The following is an 18879-nucleotide window of genomic DNA, read 5'->3' as shown; positions in this document are numbered from 1 at the left end:
TAATAAGGGGATAGGGGTGTATTAGGCATGATTCGAATTTTGTTAGTGGACGACCATCCCTCTGTCATGGAAGGGACTAAGATGATACTGGAACAAGAGGGAGATATGGAGGTTACCCTAGCCAATTCAGCCCATGAGGCGCTTAACATGGTGGGTAGCCATACGTTTGACGTGATGCTGTTTGATCTTCATATCGCTGATGGGAATGGGATTGATTTGGCGAAGGAAGTCTTGAAAATAAACGCAGACGCGATTATCTTAATCTACACCGGATACGAAATTACAAACAAATTCAACTTGATGATCGAATCGGGTTTGTTTGGATTTATTTCAAAAACGACCAATAGAGAGCAGTTGGTTGCAGCAGTGCGTTGTGCTTTAAGGGGAGATGTCATTTTGCCTCATACCCTAGTTAAACAGTTAAGAAAAGTATCACCTAAAGGAATGGAGATTAATATTGACCAAGCAAACCCGAAGATAAGCAAAAAAGAGCATGAAATGCTGACAGAGATTGCAAAAGGAAAAAGCAACAAGGAAATAGCAGAGATTGTACTTATGAGTCAACGATCGCTGGAATACAGTTTAACGAGTCTGTTCCAGAAGCTAAATGTGAAATCAAGAATTGAAGCGGCAATAAAAGCTAAACGACTGGGCATATTGAAGGAGTCCGATTTCAACAATTCACTATGAAAATTCGTAACAAACAAATAGATCAAAATCCCGTTCACGGTGCTGTGAGGCGGGATTTTTTGGTCTGCGCTTTTTTTGCGGGATAACGCAATATTTTTGCGTGGTCGCGCTATTTTTTTTCGGTTACCTTAATCTGCTTACCGTATATGATGAAATAGTTCCTAAGAATTACTAAAAAATGACTAACGCCAATGAGGGGCTGAGGAAAATGAAGTGGTTTTATAATTTAAGAACAGCAGTGAAGTTAATCTCCGCATTTCTGTTAGTATCCGCAATATTGTGCTTTGTAGGATTCTATGGAATTACGAATTTGAGTAAGATGGACCGCTCTATCGTGGACATGTACGAAAATCGCTTAACACCTATAGCTTATCTGGGAGAAGCGAATGAACTATTTTTAACAAATAGAATTAATATCCGTGATATAAACACGATGGCTAAAACAGCGGCAGAAAAGAAAGAATACGAAGATAAAATACATAAAAACGTTCAAAGTATTGAAGAGATCATGGGTAAATATAGCAAGACTGCGTTGAGAGCTGAAGAATTAGCCATAATGAAGGATTATCCTGAGATCTGGCAACGTTATATCACAAGTCTTGATGATACTATTGAAATTGATAAAACAAATATTAGTAATGAGAAATATACAAATTTTTTGCTTGTAAGTGATTTGCAAACAGCTACAACAGAGCTGACTGACTTTCTGCAAAATTTAATAGACATCAATATGAAGCAGGCTCAAGGTTCGATTGTTAATGCCAATGACCTTTATCAGTCCTCTCGTTTGATTACTTTTAGCGTTACTATTGTTGCGCTGCTCATCAGTATTGGTCTGGGTCTTTTAATATCGCAGATCATAGCACGGCCTCTAAATCAAGTAATGCGCCTGCTAGGTAAAGTGGCCAATGGTGATTTAAGCGAAACGTCGAACCTGGAATCTAAGGACGAGATTGGAATGCTAGCTTATTCTGTTAATGAAATGGTTCTGAACCTAAGACGCACTGTTAGCGGCATTTCCTCTTCTGCGGAAAGTGTCTCAGCTGCTGCACAGCAAATCTCAGCAAGTACAGAGGAAGTAGCTAGTGGAAGTATGAGTCAAGCTAGTGCAGCACAAACGATGAATGAGTTGTTCCGAGAATTATCTGCGGCGATTAATTCAGTAGCCCAGAGTGCTGAACAGGCCTCTGAGCTTTCAGATCAAACGATGCGTATCGCTCAAGATGGAGGGATCGTGGTTAAGAACTCCGTAGAAGGAATGGCAGTACTGGATACACAAATGTCTAGACTTGCGGAAGACTCCGATAAGATTGGTGAGATTATCGCGGTGATTGAAGATATTGCCCAACAGACAAATCTGCTTGCCCTAAACGCAGCGATTGAAGCGGCCCGCGCAGGTGAACAAGGTCGAGGTTTTGCCGTTGTTGCGAATGAAGTAAGAAAGTTAGCTGAGCGGAGCAGTGGGGCTACGAAACAAATCACGGGCATTATCAAAGAAATGCAGAAGAATACGCAGCACAGTGTAAATGCCGTATTAGAAGGAGTAGCTTTTTCACAAAAAAATGGAGAAGCCTTTGAACATATCCTTACGATGGTGAACGATACCGCTCATAAAGTAACAGAAATTGCGGCTGCCAGTGAAGAACAGGCTGCACAATCGTCTGAGGTGATGTTCTCAATTGAGAGCATATCCGCCGCAACTGAAGAAATGGCGGCAAGCAGCAGTGAAACGGCAACGACGGCCAATGCTTTGGCTCAGCTAGCAGAAGAGTTAAATAGTCTGGTATCTATTTTTAAAGTTAAATAAACAGTGTCAGGGGTATTATCATTGATAGGAGAGGAGAAGTAGTGCAAAAAATAAAGGTGCTCGTTGTAGCTGCTTCAGTAACCATGCGTAAACAGATCTCGAACCTGATTTCGGAGGATTCAACCCTCGAGGTCATTGGAGTAGCTCGAAATGCATCCGAAGCGATCAGCATGGTTCAAAGACTCAGGCCCGATGTCGTGGCTATAGATATAGAAATGCCGGAATTGAACGGTTTGGTAGCACTCACAAGCATAATGTCTCAGCGGCCAACACCTATACTTATCCTGAGCTCCGCTACAAAGGATGGAATAACAGCAACCATTACTGCTTTACAAAATGGTGCAGTGGATTTCATATCCAAGCCGGCTCAATCTTATGGACCTGGTCTATACAGCATAAAAGATGAGTTATTATTCAAAATTAAGAAAGCCGCTGAAATTCCTTTAAGAACTCTTATTCTTAACAATATAAACATCTCCAAAGTGAAAGCTCGACAAGAGAAGCAAAACAACGTTAAGAGTGGATGTACAGAAGTTATTGAGCAGATCGTGGGAATTGGGTGCGGAGTAGGGGGGCCGAAAGCATTAGAAATCTTAATTTCCTCGCTCCCGGCGAGCTTCCCGTATCCCCTGCTGGTTGTTCAACATATGCCGCCCAAGTACACAAAAGCATTGGCGGAACGACTGAATCGGTTCTCAAGTGTACGGGTGGTGGAAGCCAAGGACAAGCAATCGGTGCTCGGGGGAACCGTCTATATCGCTCCAGGTAATTCTCATATGACCATCATTCAGGAGGGGCAGGATCTCAGAATAAAACTTATGAAAAAGCCTGCAGTGAATGGGCACTGTCCTTCGGTCGATATCTTGTTTGATTCTATATCTGCATTAACTGGTCTACAGCAGCATTTAATCCTAATGACCGGAATGGGAAATGACGGCGCTAAAGGGATGCTGGCTGCTAAACACGCTGGCGCCCAATCAACGCTAGTAGAATCGCAAGAAACTTCTATTGAAAGTGAAATGCCTGAAGCAGCCGCGAAGCTGGGTTGTGTGGATTACGAGCTGCCCTCGCATTTGTTAGCCTCGAAGATTATGGAGGTTACGGGGGAGCTAAGATACCGGAGGGACGCATTTCCATTGGTTTGAACGGTCTTATTTTACTTCTAAAAAAGCGTTGGCAGAATAAAATCCGCCAATGCTTTTTTGTATTTCAGGTTGACACTTTCAAGTGATAACAATTATCATTTACGGAGCTAGAGTAGAGATCATGTAACTCATCGTATACAACGAGCGAAGAAGGAGAGGTTTGCGATGACTTTAAATATATTGAATATGGAAATTCATGATCTTTTTGATCAATTTACTGAACGGATAGAGGGGCATGTTGAGCATAACCAATGGGAACAGCGGCTTACTATTCCTTCACATATTGGCAAGGGAAGCGTCACCCGTACACGGATTCGTCCAGGTATGGAGATTATGTATACGGACATAACTTACGAACAAGATATGAAGCTCCACATTCAAGAAGCTTGTCCGTTGTTTGAACTAAGCTATAATCTAAGCGGAGAAATCTATTGCGAATGGAACGGCAAGGAAAGTTACACGGATAAACAAATGGGCAATGTCCTTTTTCTAGAGGATGTTCAGGTGTATGAAGAGAAAAAAGCAAGTGTCCCCAATCAATTGCTGGAAATACGGTTTGCTCCTAGTGAACTGCTGAATTACGCCGGAGATTTATCGGAGACACAGCAAATGGAAACCTGGCTTAGACATCATCGTGGAAATATTGATCGTTATCCAGATACTGCGGCAATCCGAAAATGTGTCTCCGAAATGATCCACTGTACCTATCATGGAACATTGAGACGTTTATATATGGAGAGCAAAGCTCTTGAATTTATTGCTTTGTTTGGTGAGTCTGATGGTTACGGTTCAATTAGCGATAGTATGACGCTGCGGCATGATGATATTACTAATCTGAAGCGGGTACATGAATTGGTGCAAATCCATTTCGAACAACCGTTATCTATACGTGAGTTGGCTAAGCGGGTAGGTATCAACGAATTCAAGCTGAAAAAAGGCTTCCGCGAATTATTTGGCATGACGATCTTCGAGCTTGTACGTATAAAAAGGATGGAGAAAGCGCTCTGGTATATGGAGGTTGAAGGTTTGAATATAGGGAAAACGGCTGTTTCGGTCGGATATAGCAATGTCAGCAATTTCACGACGACCTTCCGTAAGCATTATGGCTGCAATCCAAGCGAATACTTAAAACGTATCGAACAACAGAGTTTGGAACGAAACAGGCTGTAGGAAGATTTGTAAATGCAGACAGCTTAAAGCTTCAAGTGTTAGAACATAGGGTTCGGAATCGAACGTTATCTTCTGCATGCTTGAGGTTTTTTTGTGTTTGCTCCCTTATCAAGGAGTGAACCTCCCTTAACAGGTAGAGAAAAAGACCACTCTAAATGATAATAATTTCATAGATTGCAGATAAAAAGGTGGTCATACAATGGGACAACAACAAGTAGATTCACGTAGGTGGTATGCGCTGGGGGTTATTTTACTGCCAACATTACTTATTTCATTAAATACTTATATGATTCAAGTTGCGCTTCCATCTATGCAATATAGCTTGAACGCAAGCTTTTCGGAAGCACAGCTTATCGTTACCGGATTTTCGCTAGGATTAGCTGTGGCGTTGATTATTAGCGGAAAGCTTGGGGATATATACGGCAGAAAACGGATGTTGATGATCGGGGTGAGCGGGTTTACGGTCATGGCAGTGTTAGGCGGACTGACCTCAGATCCGGCACTTCTGATTGTTATTCGGATTGTGCAGGGATTGGCTGCGGCGCTTATTCAACCTCAGGTTCTATCTACGCTGCAAGTCAGCTTTCTGCCAAAGGAAAAAGGGCTTGTTTTCGGCATTTACGGCGCAATGATTGGCATTGGATTTGCATTCGGATTCATCCTCGGAGGTACTATTGTGAATTGGAATCCGTTCGATCTCGGTTGGCGGACAGTATTTTTTTTCAATGTGCCATTTGGACTTCTCGTCCTGCTGTTAATGCCGATTGTACCTGAAACACGGGCTGAGCAGGCGCACAGTATTGATTGGACTGGAAGCTTCCTTCTGCTGATCGGTTTGTTCCTGTTGATCTATCCGTTGTCAGAGGGACAAAAACAAGGGTGGCCGTTGTGGATTTTTGGCTGTCTAATGTTAGCTCTTTTCGTGTTGTTTACTTTTATCTGGGTTGAAAATCGAAAGGGAAAGCAGGGGACGTTACCGTTAGTCGATCTGTCTATTTTCAGAGATCGAACATTTAGCGCTGGTCTGGCAACCGCTCTTGTCCTTTATCTAAGTATGTTCTCTTTCTTTTTTATTTTGAGCTATTATATGCAATTTGGTTTGCACTATAGTGTTCAAGATACCAGTATGGTTTTCTTGCCTATAGGGATAGGCTTTTTTCTGACTTCCCTAATCTCGTCTCGAATGGTCAAAAGATGGGGGATGAGTGTACTTAAGATAGGAGCGCTGATGATGGGGAGCTGTATTCTGCTGCTTATGTTAGAGCTAAATGTGGACGTTACGCAGCTGCTAGACCCTCGTAATATCCTACTATTATTGATATATGGTTTCGGTCTCGGAATGGCTACTACACCTCTAGTCAGCGTTACGCTTAGTTCAGTACCCACAAAGATCACGGGCACGGGTTCAGGCTTGATCACTACCTTTATGTATTTTGCAAATTCGTTAGGAGTGGCGTTAATCGGTATTTTATTCTCCGCTTCGCTAAAGCATTCTCTTTTGGAAGCAGATCTAGCGGATTATGTAAGGGCGTTTTCCTTCTCATTAGCAGCAATCGGTGGACTTGCTTTTACTGGTTTTCTTTGCCTTTGTTTTTTGCGGGAGCGGAAATTATAGAGGAGGTATCCTGCTTTTTTTGCGCTGTGAGCAATCTAACAAACGAACGCCCTTCTTAGCTTTATAGTAATACCGAGTGATTGAATTCCATTTAATGTAACTCACTCCAAACCTATCAATGAGAAGGTGCCAGGATGTCCATACTGCAAGTAGAGAATCTCTCGAAAGAATATAAAGGCAAAACGAATCGGTTTCGAGCGCTGAACGGGATTAGTCTTAGTGTGGATAGCGGCGAGTTTGTGGCGATTATGGGACCCTCGGGGAGCGGGAAAACAACACTTTTAAATATACTAAGCGGAATAGACACGGAGTATAGTGGGGTTGTAAGAATTGCAGATACTAGTATAAGTGAGATGTCCAAGAACGAGCTTGCGATTTTTCGCCGGCAGCGTATGGGATTCGTTTTTCAGGATTACAATCTGCTGGATAGTCTGACCCTACGGGAAAATATCATGGTGCCCATGGTGCTGGATGATCAAGAGGTAGAAGATATCAATGCCAAGACAGATGAGATGTTATCGCTATTCGATATGGATGAGGTGAAGGACAAATATCCTTATATGGTTTCAGGGGGGCAACAGCAGCGGGCGGCGATCAGCAGGGCGATTATAAATCATCCAGATGTGATTTTTGCGGACGAGCCGACGGGGAATTTGGATTCCAAATCCTCGAATACGGTGATGAAGACCTTCGCCAAGCTCAACACTCTAAAAGGAGCAACGATAGTGATGGTCACACATGATCCTTTTGCGGCCAGCTATTGTAATCGGGTGCTTTTTATCAAAGATGGGAAGGCTCTACTAGAGATTGCTAGAGAGAATAAAGAGCGCAGAGCATTTTTGGATCTGATTCTGGAGAACCTGGCCTTTATTGGAGGGGGAGAAGATGACCTTTAGGAGAATGGCATTTCAGATATTTAAGGCGAATCTTAGAAGATATTTGTTATTTTTCCTATGCAGCAGCTTTACGGTCATGATCTTTTTTACATTTTATTCGCTGTACAGTAATCCTGATTTTAATGACCCTTATCAAGTGAATGGGATGGTGTCAGGTAATTTATATGCTCCTTTTTTGGTGATAAGGGTCTTTGCTGTTCTGTTTATTGTATATGCTCAAATGGCCTTTTTAAAATTCAGAAAAAGCGACTTTGGGCTATTAATGGTACTTGGAATGACAAGCCACAATATCCGCAAAATCATTTTGTTCGAGAATAGCATGATCGCTTTAGCCTCGATTCTCACTGGTTTAGGTGCAGGGACAGTTTTCTCCGGTATTTTTTTCTTTATTGTTTCGCTGTTTGTAAATATTGGGGACAGTGCTTTTATACTGACGCCGGATAGTTATCTGTATACCATTAAATTCTTCGCGGTGATTTACATAGTGGTGATTGCAGTCAATTTGCTACTAACTTTGCGATACAGTATTTTACGTCTTTTAAAAGAGTCCAGAACCGCAGAACGCAACCTGATTCATGGGAAAATCACCGGGGTCATCGGAGTTTTACTCTTGGGAATCTCCGTTTATAATATGCTCACTCATTACAACCCTTCCGATGCTCGCATGATGTTAATAAATCTGGGAATTAGTATGTTAGGCGTTTATTTGCTGCTGTCAGGACTTGGGGACTGGTTGAAACTTTTTATATCGCGATCAAGCAGAGCATATCACAAGCACCTGCTGTTTAGTTCCAATTTGATCTATACCCTTGGTCGTTCCAAAATAGTGCTTTCTCTTATCACCTTCCTCGTCTTTATCACGATTTCTCTAAGCGGGATTATTTTTTATTTGACCTGGAATGCTGAGGATATTCCGGTTGCAAACAATCCATATGATATTGCCTATTCAGAAGTATTCGGAAAAAATAGCATCTCACCAAAAATACTAAGCGAGATCACGGATCATGGTGCCACGCCGCTGCTTTCACACCAAAAGCTGGAGTATATCGACTTGTTTAATTTCAAAATATTTCTGGACCAGAATATAAACGCATTAATCGGCACTGATTATCATGTGGAGAAAGATCACTTTCTAAATCTGGCCATAGTTGCACAAGGAGAAGAGTGGAAGAATCAAAGACCGGAAATGCCCACCTTTGATCTGATGCTTGCTTCCGGGAAGCATACGCTGTATTCACAAGGTATCCTATTTGACATGGTATTTAACCCTGTGCCGAATCTAATGAATGGTCTTCATATCATTGTAAACGAAGAGGATTATATGGCGCTGAAAGCGGAAAATAAAAAAGCGATCGGTAATCTTCAGCTCCTGAATTTTAAGGATTGGAAAAAAACTGCGGATATAGATGCTAAGTTAAATGCCGCTTTAGCCAAATATAACAAAGACAATACAGAGTCCTGGTATGGCAATGAGCGGCAAGAGGCCCTCGTATTCTCTACGAAGTCTAGAATAAGTGACTATCTACAGTTACAGGAGTCTGGCCGATTTGGAATCTTCGTAATTTCATTTGTTGGTTTAATATTTTTCGGCGCTTCTGGGATAGTGCTGCATTTCAGTATTCAGACCGATTTAGAGCGTGAGCGGATCAAATTCAGGAAGCTGAACAAGATTGGAATTACTTCTAAGGACGTGGCCCGCATTATAGGCGGCCCTTTAAAAGTGCTGTTTTTTCTCCCGTATGCATTAGGTATTGCATTGTCTTCTTTTTATGTTGTTAGTTCTTCCAGGGTTGAAATGTCTACAGCTCTGGAGCCGATGTGGTTTTGTTTGTTGGTAGGCGGAGCATATCTTTTATTTCAAGTCCTTTTTTATCGTATATACACCAAAATATACACTCGCAATATGCTGGCACATATTCAGCTACTCGATATTCCTTTAATAGAACAAAAGGGGATTTCAATTTAATCCCAAATATGATAATATTGGTGCACAAAACGTAGGGGGATTCCTTTTGAAAAAGATTTTATCCAGAATTGCAGTCGCATTAATGATCTTGACCCTTGTTGCGATAGTCACTTGCTTTTATATTGGTGAATTCACCTATGCGTATGGATTAATTTTGGTGCTGTTTTTCGTATTTGCGGGGATGGGGCAGCTCTATAAGCTTAAAAATGATGAGTATATGTACAAAAAACTAAATAACGCCGATGAGTATAATGAATATACTAGATGATATAAATTCAACAGAAACTTCTTATGTATAGCCAAACACCCCACTTTAGACAGTGCCTAAAGTGGGGTGTTTTTGTATGTGCCTATGTTTATTTCTTACCGTTGCGTTCAAGAATCATATCTACGAACAGATCAATCTGTGCGGTAATCGCAATCGGATCATAGCGGTAGTAGGTATCAAAATCATTGTAAAATAGATGATCGTTCTTCGCAGCATCAAGTCCGTTCCAAACTGGAGATTCCTTCAGTTCTTTCAGCTTATCCCCTTTTTTGTCAGGATCATAAGTGGTGAGGAACATGTAGTCAGCTGCATATTCTGGCAATAGCTCCATGGACAGCTGCAACGTTTGGTTGTCGTTGCTGTTCTTAGTAGGCATTTTTAGCTTAAGTGCGTTATAAAGGGCTTGTCCACCCCGGCCAGCATTATTTCCGAAGGTCCATAGCTCCCCTTTATCAGTCAGCTCATAGATTCCAAAAGTATCATTTTCATTTACGACACCTTTAAGCTTCTCGCGGCCTTCAGCAGCCTTTTTCTCAAAGTCAGCAATAAATTGTTCAGCTTTGTCAGGCACACCTACAATGTCACCGAACAGTTTAACAGTTTCATAGATATTTGTAGCGGTTCCGTATGGAATATGAATGGTTGGAGCAATTTTGGATAAAGCATCGTAGTTATCATCGTACATAACGACGATCAGGTCAGGTGTAAGTTCCAGAGCTTTCTCGGTGTTAACTGGAGCACCGACATCTTGTGTATTTGTGAGCAGGTCTTTCAAGAAGGGATTATCAAAGGTACTAGGTTCGACACCTACTACATTTGCTCCTACGGAGAGCAACTCCCCACCATAATAATCTGTAATAATCCGTTGTGGTTTTACAGGTATCTGTACAGTACCTTTAGTGGTTTCATAGCTACGCATTTCAGCAGCTGAAGCCTCAGGAGCAGCCGTTGGCTCAGTGCTTGGTGCTGTAGTTGCTTCTGTTGTTGCTGTTGGTTTATTAGATGAAGCATTGTTCGTTCCCCCGCAAGCTGTCACAAATACAGACAATAACATTATGAGTGCCAGGATGGGGAAGAGGGTCTTTCTTTTTAGCATGATAAACCTCCCTATATATATGTACCAATAAATAATAATGATAATCATTATCATTATTATTTTCAATTTGAACTTTATCAAATCCTAGATTTCCTGTCAATGCAATAAAATAAATGCCTCCTATTAAATCTATCTATTGCCAAACCTAGGAAGGCTCATTTACAATAGCATAGTGATAATGAGAATCAATTTCATAGAAATAAGGTGGCATTCATGAATCAACAGATATCTTCCAAGATTAGACCTAATAAAGGGTCAGCCATACAAGAGTTCCGTTCACGTCCTTGGGCTGCCACGTTAATCTTGGTTGGCGGTCTGGTACTATTAGCACTAGGTATCGCTGTTTCAGTCTCCTTCGGAGCGGCTGATATTAAACTTTCTGTGGTGTGGGCAGCCGTGTTTCACTTTAATCCGGAGATCATGGATCATCAGATTATTAGAGAATTACGATTACCCCGTGTACTTGGCGGGGCCATGATAGGGGCCAGCTTTGCAGTTGCGGGTGCCATTATGCAGGGGATGACCCGAAATCCACTCGCAGATTCAGGTTTGATGGGCATTAACTCAGGCGCAGGATTTGCGCTGGCGCTTTGTTTTGCATTTTTCCCGAACCTATCGTTTATGTATTTGATCCTATATTCCTTCGTTGGTGCCGGAGTAGGGGCTGGGGTTGTGTATGGGGTCGGTTCATTGGCCAAGGGAGGGCTGACTCCTGCACGTCTGGTGTTGGCGGGTGCTGCTTTTAGTGCACTGCTGTCAGCACTGAGTGAAGGGGTAGCTTTATATTTTCACATTGGGCAAGATTTGGCTTTCTGGTATGCGGGAGGCGTGGCTGGGACGAAATGGATTCAGCTTAAAGTCATGTTCCCTTGGATAGGAGCGGCGTTAATAGGAGCTATGGTATTATCCCGGTCGATTACAATGCTCAGCCTAGGTGACGATGTTGCTAAAGGGCTAGGCCAGCGCACAGGGCTTGTTAAGCTGGCAGGGACTTTAATTGTATTGATTCTGGCTGGATCATCAGTTGCCGTAGTAGGAGCCGTTGGGTTCATTGGACTAATTATTCCCCATTTGACCCGTTTTTTTGTAGGTGTGGATTACAGATGGATCATTCCATGTTCAGCTATTCTAGGCAGTCTGCTTGCAGTATTTGCAGATTTAACAGCGCGGATGATTAATCCCCCTAATGAAACGCCGCTGGGAGCCATTATTGCACTGATCGGTGTACCTTTCTTCCTTTATCTTGCACGTAAAGAAAGGAGGGAACTGTAATGATAGAGAAAACTTCATTCGATTCCTTCCAAGCCGCCAAAAATAAACGTGGCTTAGTTATAATGATTATTTTAGCTGTACTGATTGTTATTGCTTTTATTATTAGTATGAATACAGGATACATACGTTTGACACCTATGGAGCTGCTTAATACGTTATTCGGTAAAGGGACGGATAAGCAAGAGTTAATCTTGTTTCAATTTCGGTTACCGCGTATTGTGATCTCCGTTCTGATAGGCGCAGGTTTGGCTGTATCCGGAGCTGTGATGCAGGGCGTCTTTCGTAATGCTTTGGCCGACCCCGGCATCTTAGGGATTAACGCTGGCGCAGGAATTATGGTTATGCTGTTAATTTCTTTTTACCCAACGGCAACCGCGGCTCCGGTGTATCTGCTGCCTATGGTAGCGTTTGTTGGTGCGGCAATTACTGCTGCCTTGATTTATGTCTTAGCTTATAAACGGCATGAAGGAATAAAACCCATGCGCCTGTTGCTGACTGGTGTAGCGGTTGCAGCTGGAATGAGTGCAGCGATGATCGTGCTGACTCTTCGGCTGGATCCGGAGAAGTATCAGTTTGTGGCTACTTGGCTTGCCGGGAGTATTTGGGGCACAAGCTGGAAGTTTGTACTTTCTTTACTACCATGGATCGTAATTCTCGTGCCGTATGTCATCTATAAAGCAAGGGTAATGAACGTCCTTAATTTGGGTGAACAGACAGCCGTAGGACTTGGGGCTGCTGTAACCAAAGAACAATTCCGGCTTCTTGCCGCTGCGGTTGGTCTAGCTGCGGCAAGTGTTGCTGTGAGTGGCGGGATTGGCTTTGTCGGACTTGTCGGCCCCCATTTGGCGCGACGGCTAGTTGGACCCAAACATCAGCTCATGCTGCCAACCTCAGCGCTGCTCGGCTCACTGCTAGTCATTATAGCGGATACCATTGGACGCTGGATCTTACAGCCATCTGAGATCCCCACTGGAATCGTTGTTGCTGTAATTGGAGCGCCATACTTTTTGTATTTGCTAGCCCGTACTAAATCTTGATGAAAGAAGATGGTCACTCACCGGAAGGAGCGAATTTTTACAATGTTGCGTCGTTTTTTTGCTTACTATAGACCCTATAAGGGATTGTTTATTCTTGACTTCTCCTGTGCTATTGCTGCTGCACTGCTGGAACTAGTCTTCCCGTTGGCCGTTAACCGGGTAGTGGATGATATGCTGCCAAGTGGGAATTGGAAATGGATTCTCTATTCTTGCCTCGGTTTGATGGGGATCTATATCGTCAGCGCCTTTATGCATTTTGTCGTCACTTATTGGGGGCATAAGCTGGGGATTAATATCGAGTCGGATATGAGAAAAAAGCTGTTTGATCGTGTACAGAAGCTCTCTTTCAACTTCTTCGATAATAATAAAACAGGCCATTTGGTCTCACGGATGACAAATGATCTGATGGACATCGGTGAGATTGCCCACCATGGTCCTGAAGATTTATTCATAGCAGTGATGACGCTGCTGGGTGTATTCGGTATCATGCTTAGCATTAATTGGCAATTAGCGATTCTGACCTTTGTAATTGTCCCGCTGATGATTTATTTATCCATGTACTTCAGTCGCAAAATGTCAAAAGCGTTCCACATCATGTTCGCGGACATTGCTGACTATAACGCACGCGTAGAGAACAATGTAAGCGGGATTCGTGTTGTGCAAGCTTTTGCTAATGAGAATCATGAAATTTCCCGCTTTGCAGTTAATAACGAACGCTTCCGTATTACGAAGCTAATGACCTACCGAATTATGGCTTGGAATTCATCCTTTAGCTTTGTGCTCATGAAGCTGGTCTCGTTATTCGTTCTTGTGTGCGGAACCTATTTTGTAATCCAGAAGCAGATGACCTACGGTGAATTTATTGCCTTTGTGATGTTGTCTAATGTCTTCTTAGGACCTTTGCAACAGATTAACTCGGTCATTGAGACCTATCCTAAAGGGATCGCTGGTTTCAAACGTTATCTTGAACTGCTGGAGACGGAGCCGGATGTTGATGACGCAAAAGACGCTAAGCCAGTGTCTCATCTGTCAGGGAATATAACCTTCCAGGATGTAGCTTTTGCTTATAGTGATAAAGAAAAGGTGCTAACCAATGTGAACTTATCGATTTCAGCAGGAGAGACCGTTGCGCTTGTGGGTCCATCCGGTGCTGGTAAGACAACACTTTGCAGCTTGCTGCCACGCTTTTACGATGTAAGCGAAGGCAACATCTCTATTGATGGAATAGATATTCGCTCCATGACGTTAGAATCACTTCGTTCCCATATCGGGATTGTACAACAAGATGTATTCCTGTTTGACGGAACTATCCGTGAGAACATTGCTTACGGCAGATTGGGAGCTTCCGATGAAGAAATCTGGGAGGCTGCAGGGCGCGCTCAGCTGGAAGAACTGATTAAATCTCAGCCCGCCGGGCTGGATACAATGATCGGAGAGAGAGGCGTCAAGCTTTCTGGCGGCCAGAAGCAGAGGTTGTCCATCGCCCGGATGTTCTTGAAGAATCCGACAATTCTCATTCTGGACGAAGCTACATCAGCACTGGATACTGAAACGGAGTCCGCTATACAAGAGGCGCTCGCAGAGTTGTCTGAGGGACGCACAACACTTGTTATTGCTCATCGCCTTGCAACGATCAGAAATGCGGACCGGATTGTTGTCGTTGCGGAAGGTGGCATCGCAGAACAAGGTAAGCATGAGGAACTGCTGCAGACTGCCGGAATTTACAGCCGATTGCATGAAGCGCAGTTTGGAGCTTAAGTAGCTGAAGGGATCACTAGAATATAATTTTGGAGGGACACAATGAATAAACAACTGGAATTATACGATGTAACCATTATTGGTGGCGGACCTGCTGGGATGTATACAGCTTTTTATAGCGGAATGAGAGACTTGAAGACAAAGTTAATTGAAGCGAAGGATGAGCTCGGAGGAAGAATGCTTATTTATCCCGAAAAAATGATCTGGGATGTAGGAGGCGTAACCCCAACTCTTTGTCATCAACTAATCGGTCAGCTCAAGGAGCAGGCTCAAACCTTCGATCCGACTATTGTGCTGGGTCAGCAAATTATGAATCAAGAGAGACAAGAGGATGGAACGTACATCCTGACCTCTTCTACTGGGGAACAACATTGGACCCGCACAGTCATTTTGGCCATTGGTTACGGAATTCTGCAGATGGCAAAGCTTGAAATTGAAGGTGCAGATCGTTATGAGGTGACAAATCTTCATTATACCGTTCAAGAGCTGGAGCCGTTCCGCGGTAAAAGAGTGCTAATCTCCGGTGGAGGCAACTCCGCAGTAGATTGGGCGAATGAATTGGAGCCTATCGCTGCAAGTGTGACGATTGCACATCGCCGCGAACAGTTTGGCGGGCATGAGAAAAACATTGTGCGGATGAAGGAATCCTCAGTCAATGTCCGTGCGCCATATGCAGTAAGCCAATTACACAGCAGTAATGGTGAAACGATAGATCAGGTTACGATCAGTCATATAGAGACAGGTGAAACAGAGCAGTTTGAAGTGGATGCTGTCATTGTGAATCATGGTCTGAAAAGCGATTTTGGTCCGTTAAAAGAATGGGGTCTTGATATGGGCGAGTGGTGTGCGAATGTAACCGATAAGCTGGAGACCAATCTTCCGGGTATATTTGCAGCAGGTGACTTTGTGGATTATGCAAGCAAGGTTCGTTTGATCGCAGGTACTTTCACTGATGCGGCTCTGGCGCTTAATAGCGCTAAGCTGTACATAGACCCAACCGCGGCCAAAGTCGCTTACGTATCTTCTCACAATGAACGGTTCAAAGAGAAGAATAAAGCGCTTGGAGTCGTTGACGACCACTAAGGATAGAGGCTTCTCAAACCATAAAATCTGAAGTTTTATATAAGGCGTATAGGGGATCTTATCCATTTCGAGCGGAGAGAAACCTTATACGCTTGCTTTATATTTTATGGGTTATTAAGTCTAGCAGTCTGGAAGGGAGCAGGAATGAAGCTATCAAATAATAACCCGGTTCATAGAATTTATCTGTTAAAAGAGGTAGGGAAACGCCAATGCGGTGGCGGTCACATCAGTAAACCCCAAATTGCCCAGTCCCCACTCTTCCTGACACCAATAGAAGCTATCATTCAAATAACCATAGAAGGAGAGACAGTATCTCTTAAAAATGGTGAAATTCTTTTTCTAAGCGCAGGTGCGACATATCAAATTAATGCTCCATTAGAGACTGTTATCTCTGTTCTAGCAATTTCCTATGAGGTATATGGGCTAAGCAATATCACGGAGCAAGAATTGGTCTATGGACTTTGCCGTGAAATTTTTCCGGTCAATGGGATTTTACCTATACGTACGACGAATAAAATAACTCGCTTATTCAGCGAATTGGAAGACGTTGCTGCCAATAATTTAGAAGCACAGGCAGATAGAATTCAATCCTTGCTGTATCAGCTACATCAACTGGTCGTAGAGGCTGACGCTGAAGCAGACATTACGGATAGTTCATATTTCAGAATGCTCTCTTATATCCACCAGAATTTCCAAAGGGAGATTACGCGGGAGATGATGTCTCGAATAATGGGCTTCAATCCTCGTTATTTCTCAGTATGGTTCCGCAAGCAGACGGGTTGGAGCTTCACCGAATATGTAGCTCATTTAAGAGTAAATAAAGCGAAAAAACACTTGATGTCCAGCAAAGCAACCATACAGGAAATTTCGCAAAAAGTAGGCTATACAGATGGACTATATCTGAGCCGCAAATTCAAGCAAGTCACCGGGATGACCCCAACAGAGTTCCGTTTGCGTCCCAAACCGAAGCGGATAGTAGCGTTGCAATTTTTAGGGGATTTACTTGCGCTGGGTGTGAAGCCTGTCGCAGTTGAAGAAGATGTGATGAATTACTCCTTGCTTTTGCTGCCGGAACTGGCGGGTGTACGATCATTTGAGCTGCAGGGATGTCCGGAGGAAGCGGAATGGCCTGGGCTGGAAGCCGATTTAGTTATTGCACCAACCTATCTGAGCCCCCGTCAGCTTAAATGCATGGAGAAGTTGGGGCCACTAGTTACGGTAGAGTGTGATAAAATGGACCGCCTGGAACAGATTCGTTTGTTCGGCAGACTGCTGGGTGAAGAGGAGCGGGCAGAGGCATGGATAAGGCACTATCATTTGAAAATAGATTTGTCCAAGCAGCGCTTGTCCTCACTAATTGAATCTGGTGAAACGGTAGCGGTGTATGAGATTAGGCAAGATAACAGTATTTATATCTGGAATCATACAGCCCGCGGGGTGTACAATCTGTATCCAATGCTGGGGTTAACTCCACCGGACAAGGTAAGGTCAGATGTTCTGGAGCGGAATGATCATTTATGCATCTCACTGTCGGAATTGCCAATATATGCGGCTGACCATATGTTTGTGGTCGTATCAGGACAAGAGGACTGGATGTCGAGGACGCGTAAACGGATTAGTAAAAGTGCGGTTTGGCGCAATCTTCCAGCATTCAGGAATGGACGCATATATTACCTGAAGCTTGAGGAATTTTGGGGCAGCGAAGGGCTTGCGCTCGAACGCCAATTGGAGATACAGACAGATTTGTTAACCGGCCATAATTTAAGCTGACAATCGTCCATAACAAAATTGATGTATTAGCGTGTATATATGTTTTCCCGCGGAGACGGTATATTAAATAAAGATCTAAATGATATTGATTATCAATATCATGATTATATAAAGTCTCAAGGGGGATTTACATTGTACAAAATAATATCGTTAGGAAAAACAAGCATGATAGCCGTTATGCTTACGCTGGTGCTGCTGTTGAGCGCATGTGGACAAGCAGCTAATCAAGGGAATGCTCCAGCTAGCACGTCGGCTGAATTGGCTAAAAGCACTAATAATGATTCTGTAGTTGCCAGCTCTGAGCCGGCTGCTGATGCAGAATACTGGACATACGAAAGCGATAAAGGCCCGGTGCAGATCCCGCGCAATCCACAAAGAGTTGTGATCCCGGTACAAGACTTTATTGGTGATCTTCTGACGCTTGGCGTGACGCCCATTGCCGTTGCCGGGAATGACATCCTGAACCATCCATATTTCAAAGAGGCGCTGACAGGTGTAGAAGTTGTAGGCGATGACATGACGGTGTCCCTGGAGAAAATAACGAGTCTCGAACCGGACTTGATTATCACTTATCAGGAAGATACCTATGAGCAAATCTCCAAGATTGCTCCAACGGTCTTTATTCCTTGGGGCAAATACGACTATAAGGAACGATTGATCGAAATCGGGAAAATCTTGAACAAGGAGCAGCAGGCTGTAAAGTGGGTGGAGGATTTCAATCAGAAGCTGGAAGCGAAGAAAGCGGAATTGTCTGATCTGATCGCAGCTGACAAAAAGGTGGCGATCTTTGAAATTGCCGGTAAAGAGCTGTATTTATATGGTTCGTCATATGGGCGTGGTGGAGAGATTATATATAACGGATTGGGGCTGCATGCACCTGATCTTGTCCAAGAGGCAGCCTTTAAAGAAGGCTGGGCTTCCCTCTCACTCGAAGCGTTGCCCGAGTACTTAGGAGAAGCTGATTATATCTTCCAAGGCTTCAGCCGTGGTGTGGAGCAGGATAAGCTGGACATTCTGGACAGTGTCTTCTGGCAAAGCCTACCTGCTGTTAAGGCGGGTCATGTATTCACCTACGATCTTAAAACGTATTATCTCTCCGATGCTTATGCGCTGGACAAGCAACTGGATGAGATAGTTACGTTGCTGAAGTCTCTTCAATAAGTTAATTTCAAAAGAGTATAAGGGGATGTTCGCGGAGCTATAGTAGCTCAAGGACATCCCTTTTGCGTGTTCATATTCCAAGTTAAGCGAGGTTATAGATTCCATTTGTTGCATAAAAAAGCGGTGTAGAACAAATAGTATGAGC

At 43.4% G+C, this 18879-nt stretch carries 15 protein-coding genes; 14 read left to right on the top strand and 1 reads right to left on the bottom strand.

The window, feature by feature from the left end; genetic code table 11:
* The first annotated feature begins 27 nt into the window (after nt 1-27).
* From MHB56_RS05530 to MHB56_RS05495, 8 genes are all read left to right on the top strand, one after another.
* Nucleotides 28-690 carry a response regulator transcription factor gene (locus tag MHB56_RS05530; protein WP_076219667.1) on the top strand — a complete coding sequence of 221 codons (663 nt, stop codon included), beginning with the start codon at nt 28-30 and terminating at the stop codon, nt 688-690.
* Nucleotides 691-898: 208 nt separating this feature from the next.
* Nucleotides 899-2497 (top strand): methyl-accepting chemotaxis protein, encoded by a 1599-nt coding sequence (locus tag MHB56_RS05525; RefSeq protein ID WP_076278373.1) that lies wholly within the window; start codon nt 899-901, stop codon nt 2495-2497.
* Nucleotides 2498-2538: 41 nt separating this feature from the next.
* Entirely contained in the window at nt 2539-3642 is a 1104-nt protein-coding gene (gene cheB / locus MHB56_RS05520; protein ID WP_076184108.1) for a chemotaxis-specific protein-glutamate methyltransferase CheB, read from the top strand.
* A 165-nt stretch (nt 3643-3807) separates the two neighbouring features.
* Nucleotides 3808-4812 carry an AraC family transcriptional regulator gene (locus tag MHB56_RS05515; RefSeq protein ID WP_341143362.1) on the top strand — a complete coding sequence of 335 codons (1005 nt, stop codon included), beginning with the start codon at nt 3808-3810 and terminating at the stop codon, nt 4810-4812.
* Nucleotides 4813-5011: 199 nt separating this feature from the next.
* A complete protein-coding gene (locus MHB56_RS05510; RefSeq protein WP_340396992.1) occupies nt 5012-6427 on the top strand; it encodes an MFS transporter in 1416 nt (471 codons plus the stop codon).
* A 134-nt stretch (nt 6428-6561) separates the two neighbouring features.
* Nucleotides 6562-7323: an ABC transporter ATP-binding protein gene (locus tag MHB56_RS05505; protein ID WP_076220073.1), complete on the top strand. Its 762-nt coding sequence runs from the start codon at nt 6562-6564 to the stop codon at nt 7321-7323.
* Complete coding sequence (locus MHB56_RS05500; RefSeq protein ID WP_341143361.1) at nt 7313-9289, top strand: ABC transporter permease; 1977 nt, start codon at nt 7313-7315, stop codon at nt 9287-9289. Before MHB56_RS05505 ends, MHB56_RS05500 begins: the two co-directional genes overlap by 11 nt.
* Before the next feature lie 46 nt (nt 9290-9335).
* Nucleotides 9336-9557, top strand: a complete 222-nt coding sequence (locus tag MHB56_RS05495; RefSeq protein WP_341143360.1) for a hypothetical protein — start codon at nt 9336-9338, stop codon at nt 9555-9557.
* Between the two features lie 88 nt (nt 9558-9645).
* On the opposite strand, the gene MHB56_RS05490 is transcribed toward MHB56_RS05495, so the two are convergent.
* Nucleotides 9646-10653 carry an ABC transporter substrate-binding protein gene (locus tag MHB56_RS05490; RefSeq protein ID WP_341143359.1) on the bottom strand — a complete coding sequence of 336 codons (1008 nt, stop codon included), beginning with the start codon at nt 10651-10653 and terminating at the stop codon, nt 9646-9648.
* Nucleotides 10654-10866: 213 nt separating this feature from the next.
* On the opposite strand from MHB56_RS05490, the gene MHB56_RS05485 reads away from it, so the two are divergent.
* The 6 genes from MHB56_RS05485 (at nt 10867) to MHB56_RS05460 (ending at nt 18734) form a co-directional block, all read left to right on the top strand.
* Complete coding sequence (locus MHB56_RS05485; RefSeq protein ID WP_076129506.1) at nt 10867-11925, top strand: FecCD family ABC transporter permease; 1059 nt, start codon at nt 10867-10869, stop codon at nt 11923-11925.
* Between the two features lie 62 nt (nt 11926-11987).
* Nucleotides 11988-12962 (top strand): FecCD family ABC transporter permease, encoded by a 975-nt coding sequence (locus MHB56_RS05480; protein WP_370510750.1) that lies wholly within the window; start codon nt 11988-11990, stop codon nt 12960-12962.
* Nucleotides 12963-13004: 42 nt separating this feature from the next.
* Nucleotides 13005-14720 carry an ABC transporter ATP-binding protein gene (locus MHB56_RS05475; protein ID WP_341143358.1) on the top strand — a complete coding sequence of 572 codons (1716 nt, stop codon included), beginning with the start codon at nt 13005-13007 and terminating at the stop codon, nt 14718-14720.
* 42 nt (nt 14721-14762) lie between these two features.
* Nucleotides 14763-15803 (top strand): NAD(P)/FAD-dependent oxidoreductase, encoded by a 1041-nt coding sequence (locus MHB56_RS05470; protein ID WP_076129508.1) that lies wholly within the window; start codon nt 14763-14765, stop codon nt 15801-15803.
* A gap of 144 nt (nt 15804-15947) precedes the next feature.
* A complete protein-coding gene (locus MHB56_RS05465; protein WP_339244262.1) occupies nt 15948-17573 on the top strand; it encodes a helix-turn-helix domain-containing protein in 1626 nt (541 codons plus the stop codon).
* 132 nt (nt 17574-17705) lie between these two features.
* On the top strand, nt 17706-18734 hold the full coding sequence (locus tag MHB56_RS05460; protein WP_339244260.1) for an iron-hydroxamate ABC transporter substrate-binding protein: 1029 nt from the start codon (nt 17706-17708) through the stop codon (nt 18732-18734).
* Nucleotides 18735-18879: the final 145 nt, after the last annotated feature.

Source organism: Paenibacillus sp. FSL H8-0315, assembly GCF_038005365.1.
In the GTDB taxonomy this organism is placed as follows: Bacteria; Bacillota; Bacilli; order Paenibacillales; family Paenibacillaceae; genus Paenibacillus_AQ; species Paenibacillus_AQ odorifer.
This window is presented reverse-complemented; position numbering and strand designations above follow the sequence as displayed.

Excerpts from the sequence above, each read along its gene's own strand:
- MHB56_RS05515 (WP_341143362.1), top strand. The coding sequence starts at position 3,808 with ATGACTTTAAATATATTGAATATGGAAATTCATGATCTTTTTGATCAA.
- MHB56_RS05505 (WP_076220073.1), top strand. The coding sequence starts at position 6,562 with ATGTCCATACTGCAAGTAGAGAATCTCTCGAAAGAATATAAAGGCAAA.
- MHB56_RS05480 (WP_370510750.1), top strand. The coding sequence starts at position 11,988 with ATGATTATTTTAGCTGTACTGATTGTTATTGCTTTTATTATTAGTATG.
- MHB56_RS05485 (WP_076129506.1), top strand. The coding sequence starts at position 10,867 with ATGAATCAACAGATATCTTCCAAGATTAGACCTAATAAAGGGTCAGCC.
- MHB56_RS05465 (WP_339244262.1), top strand. The coding sequence starts at position 15,948 with ATGAAGCTATCAAATAATAACCCGGTTCATAGAATTTATCTGTTAAAA.
- MHB56_RS05525 (WP_076278373.1), top strand. The coding sequence starts at position 899 with ATGAAGTGGTTTTATAATTTAAGAACAGCAGTGAAGTTAATCTCCGCA.
- MHB56_RS05530 (WP_076219667.1), top strand. The coding sequence starts at position 28 with ATGATTCGAATTTTGTTAGTGGACGACCATCCCTCTGTCATGGAAGGG.
- MHB56_RS05475 (WP_341143358.1), top strand. The coding sequence starts at position 13,005 with ATGTTGCGTCGTTTTTTTGCTTACTATAGACCCTATAAGGGATTGTTT.
- MHB56_RS05510 (WP_340396992.1), top strand. The coding sequence starts at position 5,012 with ATGGGACAACAACAAGTAGATTCACGTAGGTGGTATGCGCTGGGGGTT.
- MHB56_RS05470 (WP_076129508.1), top strand. The coding sequence starts at position 14,763 with ATGAATAAACAACTGGAATTATACGATGTAACCATTATTGGTGGCGGA.
- MHB56_RS05490 (WP_341143359.1), bottom strand. The coding sequence starts at position 10,653 with ATGCTAAAAAGAAAGACCCTCTTCCCCATCCTGGCACTCATAATGTTA.
- MHB56_RS05500 (WP_341143361.1), top strand. The coding sequence starts at position 7,313 with ATGACCTTTAGGAGAATGGCATTTCAGATATTTAAGGCGAATCTTAGA.